The 12,601-nt window shown below is 57.0% G+C and carries 12 protein-coding genes; 1 reads left to right on the plus strand and 11 read right to left on the minus strand.

Features of this window, described 5'->3' with window-relative positions; translation table 11 throughout:
- Positions 1–179: 179 nt before the first annotated feature.
- The 8 genes from BFG58_RS03265 to sad all read right to left on the minus strand — a co-directional run bounded on the left by BFG58_RS03265 (position 180) and on the right by sad (position 9,430).
- Positions 180–1,631, minus strand: a complete 1,452-nt coding sequence (locus tag BFG58_RS03265; RefSeq protein WP_069719234.1) for a tagaturonate reductase — start codon at positions 1,629–1,631, stop codon at positions 180–182.
- Positions 1,632–1,748: 117 nt separating this feature from the next.
- Positions 1,749–2,276: a GNAT family N-acetyltransferase gene (locus BFG58_RS03270; RefSeq protein WP_048030473.1), complete on the minus strand. Its 528-nt coding sequence runs from the start codon at positions 2,274–2,276 to the stop codon at positions 1,749–1,751.
- An 82-nt stretch (positions 2,277–2,358) separates the two neighbouring features.
- A complete protein-coding gene (locus BFG58_RS03275; RefSeq protein ID WP_048030475.1) occupies positions 2,359–3,324 on the minus strand; it encodes a sensor domain-containing diguanylate cyclase in 966 nt (321 codons plus the stop codon).
- A 119-nt stretch (positions 3,325–3,443) separates the two neighbouring features.
- Positions 3,444–4,883: a GGDEF domain-containing protein gene (locus tag BFG58_RS03280; protein WP_048030476.1), complete on the minus strand. Its 1,440-nt coding sequence runs from the start codon at positions 4,881–4,883 to the stop codon at positions 3,444–3,446.
- A 113-nt stretch (positions 4,884–4,996) separates the two neighbouring features.
- A complete protein-coding gene (locus BFG58_RS03285) occupies positions 4,997–5,353 on the minus strand; it encodes a DUF4186 domain-containing protein (RefSeq protein ID WP_069719235.1) in 357 nt (118 codons plus the stop codon).
- A complete protein-coding gene (glsB, locus tag BFG58_RS03290; protein WP_045910537.1) occupies positions 5,353–6,279 on the minus strand; it encodes a glutaminase B in 927 nt (308 codons plus the stop codon). The genes BFG58_RS03285 and glsB overlap by 1 nt, the downstream gene beginning before the upstream one ends.
- A 62-nt stretch (positions 6,280–6,341) precedes the next feature.
- The gene (locus BFG58_RS03295) at positions 6,342–7,931 is read right to left on the minus strand and encodes a methyl-accepting chemotaxis protein (RefSeq protein WP_069719236.1); all 1,590 of its coding nucleotides are present in this window, start codon (positions 7,929–7,931) and stop codon (positions 6,342–6,344) included.
- A 110-nt stretch (positions 7,932–8,041) separates the two neighbouring features.
- Positions 8,042–9,430 carry a succinate-semialdehyde dehydrogenase gene (gene sad / locus BFG58_RS03300; protein WP_069719237.1) on the minus strand — a complete coding sequence of 463 codons (1,389 nt, stop codon included), beginning with the start codon at positions 9,428–9,430 and terminating at the stop codon, positions 8,042–8,044.
- Positions 9,431–9,528: 98 nt separating this feature from the next.
- Here sad and BFG58_RS03305 point away from each other — a divergent pair, with 98 nt between their 5' ends.
- Positions 9,529–10,407, plus strand: coding sequence for a LysR family transcriptional regulator (locus BFG58_RS03305; protein WP_032674777.1), 879 nt, complete (start codon positions 9,529–9,531; stop codon positions 10,405–10,407).
- Here the strand turns inward: BFG58_RS03305 and BFG58_RS03310 are convergent.
- From BFG58_RS03310 to BFG58_RS03320, 3 genes are all read right to left on the minus strand, one after another.
- On the minus strand, positions 10,361–10,843 hold the full coding sequence (locus BFG58_RS03310) for a GNAT family N-acetyltransferase (RefSeq protein ID WP_024908460.1): 483 nt from the start codon (positions 10,841–10,843) through the stop codon (positions 10,361–10,363). The two genes, BFG58_RS03305 and BFG58_RS03310, sit on opposite strands and share 47 nt — an antisense overlap.
- 91 nt (positions 10,844–10,934) lie before the next feature.
- Positions 10,935–11,726 (minus strand): PhzF family phenazine biosynthesis protein, encoded by a 792-nt coding sequence (locus BFG58_RS03315; protein WP_069719238.1) that lies wholly within the window; start codon positions 11,724–11,726, stop codon positions 10,935–10,937.
- Positions 11,727–11,753: 27 nt separating this feature from the next.
- Positions 11,754–12,542: a PhzF family phenazine biosynthesis protein gene (locus tag BFG58_RS03320; RefSeq protein WP_069719239.1), complete on the minus strand. Its 789-nt coding sequence runs from the start codon at positions 12,540–12,542 to the stop codon at positions 11,754–11,756.
- Between the last annotated feature and the right edge of the window lie 59 nt (positions 12,543–12,601).

The following is a 12,601-nucleotide window of genomic DNA, read 5'->3' on the forward strand; positions in this document are numbered from 1 at the left end:
GAGCGAGGCTATTAAACGAGATCCACGTCACCGTTGCAAGCTTGTTAACGGGACATTGCATTTTCTCCCCTGATTAGCGAAATCCGCACAGTGCTGCATGTGCTTTTTAAAAACAAAGCTAATAGTATGTTGTAACTAAATAGATCGTATTCAAACCCGGCCGAAGCCGGGTGAACGCATTAACAAAGCGGTTTAACCGCAGCGCGCATGCCCTTCAGCAGAATGGCATCAAGGTCCAGCGTGACCTGGTCGACAAGACCGCTTACCTGTGTCAAGTCCTGCTCCCAGTGTTCGCGCGCGCTGAGCACCGACTGCACCAGCTCACGGGTGCTCAACTGCCGATCGCGGTGCTGCGCCCAGAGCTGCTGATAGCGTTCCAGCCAGCACGCATCATCCTGCACCGGATAGCTCTCCCCGTTACGCTCCGCGCGGTAGAACGCGATCAACGCGGCTAAGGCAAACGTCAGACGTGCCGGTAATTGCCCCGTTGCCTTCTGCCCTGCCAGCAGCTGCGGCAGGATGCGGGTACGGTATTTGGTCATACCGTTAAGCGCAATGGAAAGCAGCTGGTGTCTGATGTAAGGGTTACGAAAACGCCCAGTCACCGCACTGGCGAAAGATTCCAGCTCGTTACGCGGCAAATCGAGGACCGGAATGATCTCCTGATAAATTGCTTTTTCGACGAACGCGCAGATCTCCGCATCATTCATCGCCTCGCCTACCGTATCCAGCCCGGCCTGGAAGGCGACCGGCACCAGCGCCGTATGCGCCCCGTTCAGAATGGCAACTTTGCGTTCTTTGTAGGGTCTGATGTCGTCGACAATCCGTACATTTAGCGGGTACTTATCCAGACGAAGTTCGCGGGCAAGGGATGCAGGTCCCTGAATAACAAACAGATAGAAGTGTTCGGCCGTGTCCAGGAACCCATCGTGATAACCCAGCTCAGCTTCAAGCGCAGCCGCTTCGTCACGTGGATACCCCGTCACGATACGGTCAACCAGCGTCGAGCAGAAACTGTTGGCGTCGTTGAGCCACTGAATAAAGGCGGCGGGCAGCGCCCACTCCTGCGCATAGCGCAAGACGAGTTCACGCAGTGCGTCACCGTTGTAGTCAATCAACTCGCAGGGAATGATGATCCAGCCCTTGTCAGCCGCACCGTTGAAGTGGCTAAAGCGCTCAAACAGCAGACGCGTCAGCTTCGCCGGATAGCTCACCGCAGGGGCATCGTCGAACCGGTCACCCTCGTGGTAGCTGATACCCGCTTCGGTGGTATTCGAGAAAACAAAGCGCATATCCGGATTGTGTGCCAGCTTCAGGAACGCATCATACTGGTCGTAGACGTCGATTTCCCGGTTAACGGAGCGGATAAGCCGGCTCGCGCTCACCGCCTCACCCTTCTCATTCAGACCACGAATGAGCGTGGTATAGAGACCGTCCTGCGTATTCAGTGACGGCGGGAAGTCGCTCTGAATCGGACGGACGATAACTACGCCGGCGTTAAGATCGGTATGTTCGTTTAACAGGTCAATTTGCCAGTCGACAAACGCGCGCAGGAAGTTGCCTTCACCAAACTGAATGATGCGTTCGGGATACAGAGCACCGGGAAAATCGCGACGGTTGAGCGTGTTCACAAGAGGTTCCTTTTATGATTAGTCATACAGCCTGATAAGATTGGTACGATAACTTATCAAAACTTAACGACCAGAAACCCTGTTTTGATCAATACGTCGCGTAGTTGTGCAGAAAAATTATAAGAACTTATAAAACACGGACGTGGATGTCATGGCACCGTCCGGCATCAGGGCATAGCGCGGGATTTCACCAACCTTTTGCCAGCCGGCACGCTGGTAGAAAGTCTCGGCCCCGCTGCCGGTGGAGGTATCGAGCACCAGCACCGAAATCTCTCTGGCTCTGGCCTCAGCTTCCAGCGCTTCCATCAATGCCATCGCGGCCCCTTTCCGGCGCGCTTTCTCGTGAACCAGCAGCTTCGCCACATCGGCGCGATGCGGCTGGTTTTCCGGCTGATCTGTGATCAGCTGCACCGTTCCGATGACGCCGTCCTGCGCATCGACGCAGGCAAGCACCAGCCGCTCGCCACGCGCGACGCTTTCGGCAATACCGCGCCAGAAAATACGGGCCTTATCCAGTCCATAAGGAAGCATAAAGCTGACGGATGCCCCGCCGTTTACGCAGTTTTCGAGGATCCCGGCCAGCGCATCAAGATGGGTGAGGATCTCTTCCCGGGTGAGATTTTTGATTTGCAGTGAGGTATTCATTGTTTTTCCTTACGTTGAATACACTCACTTTGTATTTAACAACTTATTAACGCAAGCAGATCGGACATAGGCTTTTGTTATGTCACCGGGCGCGCTGGCGCTGCTGTTTCATGGCGTACATCTTTTCATCGGCATCTTTTAACCACTGCTGCAGGTCGTTGCCGTTATGATCGAATTCGCTAAGACCCCATGAGAAATGAAGCGACCAGGGATGCAGCTTGCGGGCGTTATAGTGTTCCACCTGCTCAGCGAGATACTGCATGGCAATCCAGGCACCCTGCTCGTCGGTATCCGCGAACAGCACAGCGAACTCATCCCCGCCAAAACGCACCAGCAGATCCGCTTCACGGAAAGAAGCACGCATCAGTTGCGCCATGGCTTTCAGCGCCTTATCGCCCTCTTCATGCCCGTAGCGATCGTTAATCTCCTTAAAGCGATCCAAATCCAGCCAGCCGAGCGTGAGCGGCTCAGCCCGGCGCCGGGCAACAGAAAGCGTGAACCGCACCAGCTGATTAAAGCCCCGACGGTTGAATAAACCCGTTAATTCATCCGTTGTCGCCGCGCTGATAGCGGCAAACTCATCTTCAGCCAGCGCGCCAAGATCCCCCAGCACGGCGAGATCGGCCGCTGAAAACTCCCTGGGCGCGTAGTCAATCAGGCAGAGCGAGCCCACGCTCGCGCCGTCACGCAGGCGCAGCGGGAAGCCCGCGTAAAAACGCACGCGAGGTTCACCGGCCACCAGCGGATTATCCGCAAAACGATCGTCCTGCAGCATATCCCCCACCACCAGTGGTGCTTCGGTGAGGATCGTATGGCCACAAAACGAAATGTTACGCGGTACGGAATTGGGTGCCTGCCCGTCGGCCGACTTCACAATAAGTGAATGCTCATCAATCAGATTGACCATCGCCAGCGGCACCTGGAAGAAGCGCTTTGCCAGACGTGTTAACCGGTCAAACGCCGGGGAGCTGTCGATCTCAAGCAAACCGGATTCGCGCAGCGAGTTCAGTCTGTCTGTTTCATTTTCAGGGGTTGCAGGTGCTTTCATAATGTCTCCTGACGTAAAGCGTTACTAAAAGCGTAGCTTAAACAGAGACATTGTCAGTGTTCGAACATCCTGTTAAGCCGCTTGCTATTCACGTCAATGCCTTATGACGATTAACGCAGCTATATTTCACTCCCGGAGGTCGCGGCAACCTGCTCGTCCGACATCCGGGCACTGGTACGATTTCGACCCGCTTTTTTTGAACGATAAAGATGATCGTCCGCTTCGGCCATCAACGTGTTGAAGACCTCGGTCAACTGCCATGACTCAGACTTTCCGCTTCCGAGGCCAATACTGACCGTCAGATAGAGCGTCTGGTGGCGCCACGTGAAAGGATGGCTGGCGACGGTGGTTCTGATACGCTCCGCCAGTTCATAACCGTTTTGCGCATTACCAGAGTTTACCACCACCGCGAACTCTTCCCCGCCCATTCGCGCAACCATGCCGTCTTCGCCGACAACCTGTTGAACCTGTCTGGCAAATGACGCCAGCACGCGGTCACCACACTCGTGGCCATAGTTATCATTAATGCTTTTGAAGTAATCGATATCCAGCAGCATGACGGTCAGAAAGCGCGAGTGCCGGTGCGTCTCTTCGTGTTTTAACGCCTCATAAAGCCCGGAACGCGAGTAAACATGCGTTAAGAAGTCATAATCCGCCCGCAGGGAAACCTGACGGATCAGGGAATTAATGGCAGCCATGCTGACGGAGACCATCACCGGACAGATCGCCATCGTGGCAATACCCAGCCGGGCAGAAAACATCATTGGGGTGGTAAACGGCGTCGCCACGGCAATATTAATCACCGAATTGGCGACCAGAATAATTTCTATGGCGCCCGTGACAAACGTCAGCAAGCAGGTCACAGGCAATGGGTAGCGTACCGCACACCAGATAAGCGCAGGCAGAGGAAAAGAGAGGCTCCCCGCTCCGCCGATCACCACCGACGCGACCACCGAGACAATTAGCGCAATAACCGGTAACAGTTGCTCCAGACGCAACCTGAATTCGCGCACGGGCATGCCCAGCGTGAGCATACACGGCACAACAAGCACGCCGGTTGAGAACTGCTCGCTAAACCAGTCGGCGAACAACGGCCAGAACGTATGACTGTCAATCCCGACCGAACCTACCGCGCCGAGCAACGCGCACAGCAGCGCGGCGATCAGACAGTAGTTGAACAGGCGTAATGCGTTAAGCGGATCGGGGGTTTTCTTCATCAGCCGCTTGTCACGCTGAACCAGCACGGCCACAACGACGATAAAGACCATGTTAGACAGGTTGATCACCACGGAGGCCATCCCCCAGCTGGTCGTGACCGCGTCGTACAACAGCATCGCGACATAGGATACCGCATAGTAATGCAGGCGATTCAGGAAAACATAACGGGCAAAGATCCCTGCCATCACGCCATTGAGTGGCCAGAACAGCGACAAGGCCTCCACGAGACGTAATTCCGCGCCCACAAAATAGAACAAGGTGGTGAGAATAAAGATCGTCGATGCATTTCGCAGCGGCGTGTCAGGCTGGAACGGTCTGAAAGCGGTAAGAGCAGAACGCATTAAATATCATTCCATATGAAAGCTTATGGCAATTATTGCGGTCGTCAGCACGATCGAAGCTCACTTAAGATGCATCTATAACACAAATACAGCGGAATCATAACTCGTCAAATTTAGGCGTTCATCTGCAGTACCAGCCAGTGGTGAATGACGCTGACGATATACTGCTGCTGCTGCGCGGTGAGCTGAACACCCGGTGGAATATTATGCCATTTTGCCAGGCAGCCCCGACAACAGGTGGCGGTAGCATGCTGGGCGATAAACACCGGGTGACCGCGCATGGGCGTCTGTTTCCCGTCGTTTGCAGGTTGTGCAGGGGCAAGACGCTTTTCAACAAAATCCGCGGCATGCTGGTCAATGGTATCCGGGCCTTTGTCCCAGCAGTACTGCCGTTCCTTATCGCCTAAGCGAAAGCGCGAGCGAAACGTCGATCGCGCCAGACGGGAAAAAAGAGGATCCAGGTCAGACATCAGTAGACTGAACGTCCCATACGCTGGGTCAGTTTCTCCAGAACCGCCACACCGGCAAGCGAATTTCCGGTTTCATCCAGCTCCGGGCTCCAGACCGCAATCGCCATTTCATGCGGCACAATAGCCACGACTCCGCCACCGACGCCCGATTTAGCCGGGAGACCAACGCGCCAGGCAAACTCGCCGGCGTTTTGATACATCCCGCTGGTCGCCATCAGCGCGTTAACCTGGCGAGCCTGCAGAGGTGAAACCACCTCCTGATCGAGATGCGGCGCGTGCCCCTGATGCGCCAGGAACAAGAACGTCTGAGCCAGCTCAACGCAGCTCATCTTCAGGGCGCAGTAATGGAAGTAGTTTTGCAGGACGGTCGCCACGTCGTTATGGAAATTGCCGAAGGATTTCATCAGCCACGCGATGGCCGCGTTACGGGCGGAATGTTCGAATTCCGAGCGGGCCACCACTGGATCGTAGGCAATGTCGTCGACGCCCGAAAGCTGCCGCACGATCTCCAGCATACGCTGACGCGGCGCGCTGAGGCGGCTTTGCAGCATATCGCAGACCACCAGCGCCCCGGCGTTGATAAAGGGATTTCGCGGTTTACCCTGTTCTATCTCGAGCTGAAGCAGCGAGTTAAAAGGCTGGCCGGACGGATCTTTGCCCACCCGCTGCCAGATCTCGTCTTCTTCATACTGGCGCATCGCCGCAACCAGACTGAGCACTTTCGAAATGGACTGAATGGAAAAACGTTCTGTTGCATCCCCTGCCTGGTATCGCTGTCCGTCGATGGTACAGATAGCAATGCCCAGCTTATTCCCGCTGACCGAGGCAAGGGCCGGAATATAGTCGGCAACCTTCCCCTTTCCAATTAACGGACGAACCTGCGCCAGAATCTCGTCCAACATCTCATTATGGATGACCGCAGCCACACTTTGCTCCTTGCCCTCAGGCTAAAACGGGCTGCGAGTATAACAGAGGCTTATGTATTGCGTCAGGCGCTAAGACGAAAACGCGAAACGGCCTGCAATAAAAGATCGGATTGCTTTTGCAGACGTTCAGAAGCATCCGAGGCGTCAGAGACCAGCAAATCCGTCTGACGGGAGACCTGGTTCAGCGCCTGAAGCTGACGCGTCATCTGGTGAATACTGTCTCCCTGACTGAGCGTGGCGGTGGAGATCTCATTAAGCAAACTGCTTAAATTGCCCACCAGACCGGTGACCTGCTGCAGATTCTCTTCCATCAGGGTGACGGCACGAGAACCGTCTTCAATCCCCTGCACCGAGCGGTTGATCAGCTCCTGAATGGTCTGCGTCGAGTGGCTGCTCTTTCTGGCCAGCAGCCCAACCTCCCGGGCAACGACGGCAAACCCTCGCCCCTGATTTCCGGCATGGGCCGCCTCAATAGCGGCATTCAGCGCCAGGATGTTCGTCTGAAACGCCACGCTGTCGATCATCGCCACGATCCCGCGCATCTCTGACGATCGGTCGACGATCGCCTGCATGGACGCGTTCACGGTCGACATCATCTGGTCTCCCCCCACGGCTGCCTGGCGCGCTTCATCGGCCCGGGCGCTGGCGAGTCTGGCATACCCGGTATTGCCTTCAACGTGGCTTTCCAGCGCCGCGATATGCGCCGTCACATCCTCAAGCTCTTTCGCCTGACGTGCCGACTGCTGATACAGCTTCTGGTTACCCTGTGCCAGGGCATCAATGTTCTCCACCATGGTCGCCGTGGCATGGCTGACCTGCGTCACCAGTTGCTGCAGGCCAAGCTGCATCGTGGCAATACTGTCACTAAGCTGCCCAATCTCGCGATTGAAACGCATAACGTTCGGCGGCGTGCCGGAGAGATCCCCTGCTGCCAGCCGGTTGATATGCGCGATGAGCCGACGCAGCGGTGTAATCACCCATCGGGACATACCGAACCAGACGACAGCGGCGATGGCGACTAACAGCACCGGCGCAAACAGGAATAACGTTTGCAGGTCGGAGAGCTGCGCCATGAGGCTCTGACGCCCCTGCATCGCCTGCTTCTCGCTTGCCTGCTGATAGCGCGCATAGTTGTCGTTAAAATCCGTCTGAAACGCCTGCGCCGGGACGGCAAAAAAAGCGTCGATGGTGTTGGTTTTAACCAGACCTTCCGCCTGCTCTTTGATCGCACCGTAGAAAAGTTGATAGCTGTTCACCAGCGCGTCGTCTTTCGGCGGATTCAGCGCCAGCCAGGCCTTCCATGCCTGCTGCGAAACCGTCAGCGCCTTTTGCGCGTCATCCATCAGGCTATGCCAGCTTCCGTCGGAGCCGGTCTCTTTATCCTGCATAAACCAGACGCCGGAGCGGTTAAGGAGATCGCTTGCGGCCAGCAGAGAGACGCGAGCCAAATCCAGCTTGCTCTGCTGCTGCCAGGCCAACAGGTTGTGCTGCTCGTTGCGCTGGGCTTCGTTCAGGGAGGCATTAAGCAGAAGTGACGAGGAGAGCTGCAGCGCGGAGAAAAGGCCAATGATGCAAAAGATACCCGTCAGCAGGCCAAAGTGACGGGGGGTGAGACGCTGCGCAATACGGCGAAAAATTTGCGTTAGGTTCATAATTACTTCATTTACAAGGCGTTAGACGCGAGCGAGTCTACGAAATGAAAATGACAGAACCATTGCAGAATAGTGACAACGGCCCTCGCGATGAGGGCCGATATTAAGGATTACACGCGATCCTTCCACACCGTCTGCGCATTACAGAACTCGTGCAAGCCAAAGTGGGAAAGCTCGCGGCCAAAGCCGCTTTTCTTCACACCGCCAAAGGCTACGCGCGCATCGCTGGCGCTAAAGCCGTTGATAAACACCCCGCCGCACTCCAGCTCGCGGGAGAAGGTCTCTGCCAGCGCATCACTGGCGGTAAAGACCGTGGCTGACAGACCAAAATCGCTGTCGTTGGCCAGCATCAGGGCGTGCTCCGCGTCTTTCGCGACCGTAATGGCCGCGACCGGACCAAACAGCTCCTGACGGAACGCCGTCATCGACGGGGTGACATTCGCCAGCACGGTTGGCGCATAATAATTCCCCTCGCCGCTGATTTTCTCACCGCCCAGCAGCAACGTTGCCCCTTCTGCCAGCGTCGCCTGTACCTGCTGATGCAGTTCATCGCGCAGATCAAAACGCGCCATCGGGCCCAGATAGTTTTCTTCCTGGTCCGGCGCACCCAGCTTCAGGGCCGCAACCGCATCGACAAAGCGTTGGGTAAAGGTGTCCGCAATACCTTCTTCCACAATGAAGCGTTTTGCCGCCGCGCACACCTGTCCGGTATTCTGGTAGCGGCCTGCTACCGCCGCCTTCACGGCAAGATCCAGGTCGGCATCGTTGAGAACGATGAACGGGTCTGAGCCGCCCAGTTCAAGAACGCATTTCTTCAGCGCGGCCCCCGCCTGAGCACCAATGGCTGCCCCGGCACGCACGCTGCCGGTGACGGTCACCGCCGCAATACGACGATCGTTAATCGCCTGGCTGACGCCGTCGTTGGTGGCGTTCACCCAGCCGAACACGCCTTCAGGGAAACCCGCGTCCGCAAAAATCTGCGCGATAAGATCCGCCGAGCCGAGCACGTTGGGCGCGTGTTTGAGCAGATAGCTGTTCCCTGCCAGCAGAATCGGCACCGCGCCGCGCAGCACCTGCCAGAGCGGGAAGTTCCACGGCATTATTGCGAGGATCGGTCCCAGCGGACGGTATTCAATAACCGCGTTCTGGTTTTCCACCTGCGTGGGTTCCGCACGCAGCATCGCCGGGCCGTGCTCGGCGTACCAGTCGCACAGGCCGGCGGATTTCGCCACTTCGGCCCGCGCCTGCTGAATGGGTTTGCCCATTTCACGGGAGATCGTCTGCGCCATCTCTTCAGCGCGATGACTCAGCGCGGCGCCAAGATCGCGCAGCTTTTGCGCCCGGTGGGAGACGCTTTCGCGACGCCACTGGCGATAGCCCGCGTCGGACTGAGAAATCGCGCGTTCAACCTGTTCCGGCGTCGCCCACGGATACGCGGCGAGGGTTTCACCCGTGGCCGGGTTGACAGAGAAGGCATGTGTTGCAGAGGAATAAGTCATGGTGTTCTCCACGTTTTTCGGTTGATTAATTGTGGCCCACTCTGCTATTTCTTAAAAATGAATAATACTAACCACCTTATTCACGAAACGAGAACACTATGGATTTAACCCAGCTTGAGATGTTTAACGCCGTCGCGCTGACGGGCAGTATCACCCAGGCGGCGCAAAAGGTGCATCGCGTGCCGTCTAACCTGACGACCCGCATTCGCCAGCTGGAAGCCGATCTCGGCGTTGAGCTGTTTATTCGTGAGAACCAGCGTTTGCGTTTATCCCCGGCCGGGCATAACTTCCTGCGCTACAGCAAGCAGATCCTCGCGCTGGTGGATGAAGCGCGCATGGTTGTCGCGGGGGATGAGCCGCAGGGGTTATTTGCCCTCGGCGCGCTGGAAAGTACCGCCGCCGTGCGCATTCCGGAAACGCTGGCACAGTTTAACCAGCGCTATCCGCGCATTCAGTTTGCCCTTTCGACCGGGCCATCCGGGACGATGATTGATGGCGTACTGGAGGGAACCCTCAGCGCCGCCTTCGTCGACGGGCCGCTGTCGCACCCGGAGCTGGAAGGAATGCCGGTCTACCGGGAAGAGATGATGCTGGTCACGCCTGCCGGGCATGTGGAGGTGACGCGCGCCGCGCAGGTCAGCGGCAGCGACGTGTATGCCTTTCGCGCCAACTGCTCGTATCGCCGACACCTGGAGAGCTGGTTTCACGCTGACCGCGCCGCGCCCGGCCGCATTCATGAGATGGAATCCTATCACGGCATGCTCGCCTGCGTTATTGCGGGCGCGGGCATCGCGCTGATGCCGCGCTCGATGCTGGAGAGTATGCCTGGGCATCATCAGGTGGAAGCCTGGCCGCTGGCAGAAAACTGGCGCTGGCTCACCACCTGGCTGGTGTGGCGACGCGGGGCGATGACCCGCCAGCTGGAGGCCTTTATAGCGCTGCTAAACGAACGTCTTCAACCAGCGCCTTCTCCATAAACAGGCTGAGCGGGTCGTCAACGTACGGGGCAAACGCCGGGCGCAAATCGTATCCGCACTGTTCATAAAGACGCACCGCGGCATGCTGCTTGATGCCCGTCTCCAGCCGTACCGTATGGCAATGACGGCTCAGAGCCTCATCTTCCAGGGCGGCCAGCAGCGTCTCTCCCAGATGCTGGCCACGATGGGCCGGGTCAATATAGACCCGCTTCATCTCGCCCGTACCGTCGCCGTTGAGCACGATAGCGCCACAGCCAACGGCCTGAAGCTGCTGGTCGCGAATGATCATCAGGATCAGCGAGGCTTCCGGCAGCGCAGCCAGATCGAGCAGATGATTACTTTCAGCGGGATAGAGTTCGCTCTGATAGCGGTCAAGCGCCGCGATCAGGCTAAGAATGTCCGGGTGACGTGCAGATTCAGAGGTAATGGAATACATGGCAGGCTCCTTGCTTTTTTATGAGGCTAAATTTCAACATAGCGCAGGCCTGCCAGGGTGCTTCATAGTATTAACTTATCGCTCCGCCCTGTTAGCGCAAAAAGACACGCCCTTTCAGATACAGGGTGGCCTGACCGCCGATCAGCACGCGGTCGCCCTTCAGCTCGCAGCGCAGATCCCCGCCACGGTGTGACACCTGGCGGGCATTGAGTGACGTTTTACCCAGCCTTTCGCTCCAGTAAGGGATCAGCATGCTGTGGGCAGATCCGGTGACCGGATCTTCGGGCACCCCTTCGCCCGGGCAGAAAAAGCGGCTGACGAAGTCATATTTATCGCCCGGCGCCGTCACGCAGATCATTTTATCCAGCGGAAGCATTGCCCCAATATCCGGCGTTAACGCTTCTACCTGCTGCTGGCTCTCCAGCACCACCAGGTAATCACGTCCAACGCGCACCTCTTTTGCCTCTGTGATGCCCAGACCGCTAAACAACAGCGCAGGTGGGTTCTCGATCACCTCCGTTGACCACGCGGGGAAGTTCAGCGTCAGCCAGTCGCCGCTGCGTTTAACCGTCAGCTCGCCCACGAAGCGCGTGGTGAAGGTGATTTCAGTGTGCGGATAGTCAAGGTATTCGAAAATAACGTGCGATGCGGCAAGCGTGGCATGGCCGCACAGGTTAATTTCATCCAGCGTGGTAAACCAGCGCAGCTCAAACCCACCGTCGGTACGGACGAAAAAGGCGGTTTCAGACTGGTTATGCTGCTGCGCCATTTTGAGCAGCGTCTCGTCCGGCAGCCACTCCTCCAGAGGACATACCGCTGCCGCGTTGCCGCCAAAGGTTTTGTCGCTGAAGGCATCCACCAGATAAAAATCAATTTCCTGCATTGTCTCTTCCTCTCTTGTTATGGGTATTTAGCGCAGAAAAACTGTGCCTTTCAGATAAAGTGAAGCCTGTCCGCTCATCAGCACGCGCGAGCCTTTCAGTTCACAGCGCACGTCGCCGCCGCGCGTGGAAACCTGACGGGCAAGCATGGCTGTTTTCCCCAATTTTTCTCTCCACCAGGGAATTAGCATGGTGTGCGCGGAGCCGGTGACTGGATCTTCCGGTACGGAAACGCCGGGGGAGAAAAAGCGGCTGACAAAATCGTATTCCCCCTCACCGCGCGCCGTCACGCTCACCTTATGCTCGCCCGGCGTCATCGCCGAAAAGTCCGGGGCGAGGGCCTCGACCTGCTGGCGATTTTCCAGAACGATGACCCAGGCGCGCCCTTTACGGGCTTCAACGTAGCGGCTGATACCCAGCGCCGAAAGCATCTCCGGCGGGGGCGTCTCTTCATGGGTTGGGCATGCCGGGAAGTCCAGCGTCATCCACTCCCCCTCCCGGGTGACCGTCAGGCGGCCAGAGGCGGTATCAAAGTGGATCCGCGCGTCCGGGTAATCCAGCTCGGTAAACAGAACGTGCGCCGCCGCCAGCGTAGCGTGACCGCAGAGATTGACTTCGCTAAGCGTGGTAAACCAGCGTAGCTCAATGCCCCCTTTGCTGCAGACGAAAAACGCCGTTTCCGACTGATTATGCTGCTGCGCCATCTTCAGCAAGATCTCATCGGGTAACCATGCTTTCAGCGGGCACACGGCGGCCGGATTACCGCCAAACGTGGTATCGCTGAACGCATCGACCAGATAAAAATCAATCTCCTGCATTGTCTTACCGCCTGTTTTTATTGTGTTGTTCTTTTATATTCAATGAAAACAGCGTCCCC

The organism is Enterobacter sp. ku-bf2 (assembly GCF_001742765.1).
Classification (GTDB): Bacteria; Pseudomonadota; Gammaproteobacteria; order Enterobacterales; family Enterobacteriaceae; genus Enterobacter; species Enterobacter quasiroggenkampii.

Coding starts and splice junctions, on each gene's coding strand:
- BFG58_RS03270 (WP_048030473.1), bottom strand. CDS start 2,276: ATGAATACCTCACTGCAAATCAAAAATCTCACCCGGGAAGAGATCCTC.
- BFG58_RS03275 (WP_048030475.1), bottom strand. CDS start 3,324: ATGAAAGCACCTGCAACCCCTGAAAATGAAACAGACAGACTGAACTCG.
- BFG58_RS03280 (WP_048030476.1), bottom strand. CDS start 4,883: ATGCGTTCTGCTCTTACCGCTTTCAGACCGTTCCAGCCTGACACGCCG.
- BFG58_RS03285 (WP_069719235.1), bottom strand. CDS start 5,353: ATGTCTGACCTGGATCCTCTTTTTTCCCGTCTGGCGCGATCGACGTTT.
- BFG58_RS03295 (WP_069719236.1), bottom strand. CDS start 7,931: ATGAACCTAACGCAAATTTTTCGCCGTATTGCGCAGCGTCTCACCCCC.
- sad (WP_069719237.1), bottom strand. CDS start 9,430: ATGACTTATTCCTCTGCAACACATGCCTTCTCTGTCAACCCGGCCACG.
- BFG58_RS03305 (WP_032674777.1), top strand. CDS start 9,529: ATGGATTTAACCCAGCTTGAGATGTTTAACGCCGTCGCGCTGACGGGC.
- BFG58_RS03310 (WP_024908460.1), bottom strand. CDS start 10,843: ATGTATTCCATTACCTCTGAATCTGCACGTCACCCGGACATTCTTAGC.
- BFG58_RS03315 (WP_069719238.1), bottom strand. CDS start 11,726: ATGCAGGAAATTGATTTTTATCTGGTGGATGCCTTCAGCGACAAAACC.
- BFG58_RS03320 (WP_069719239.1), bottom strand. CDS start 12,542: ATGCAGGAGATTGATTTTTATCTGGTCGATGCGTTCAGCGATACCACG.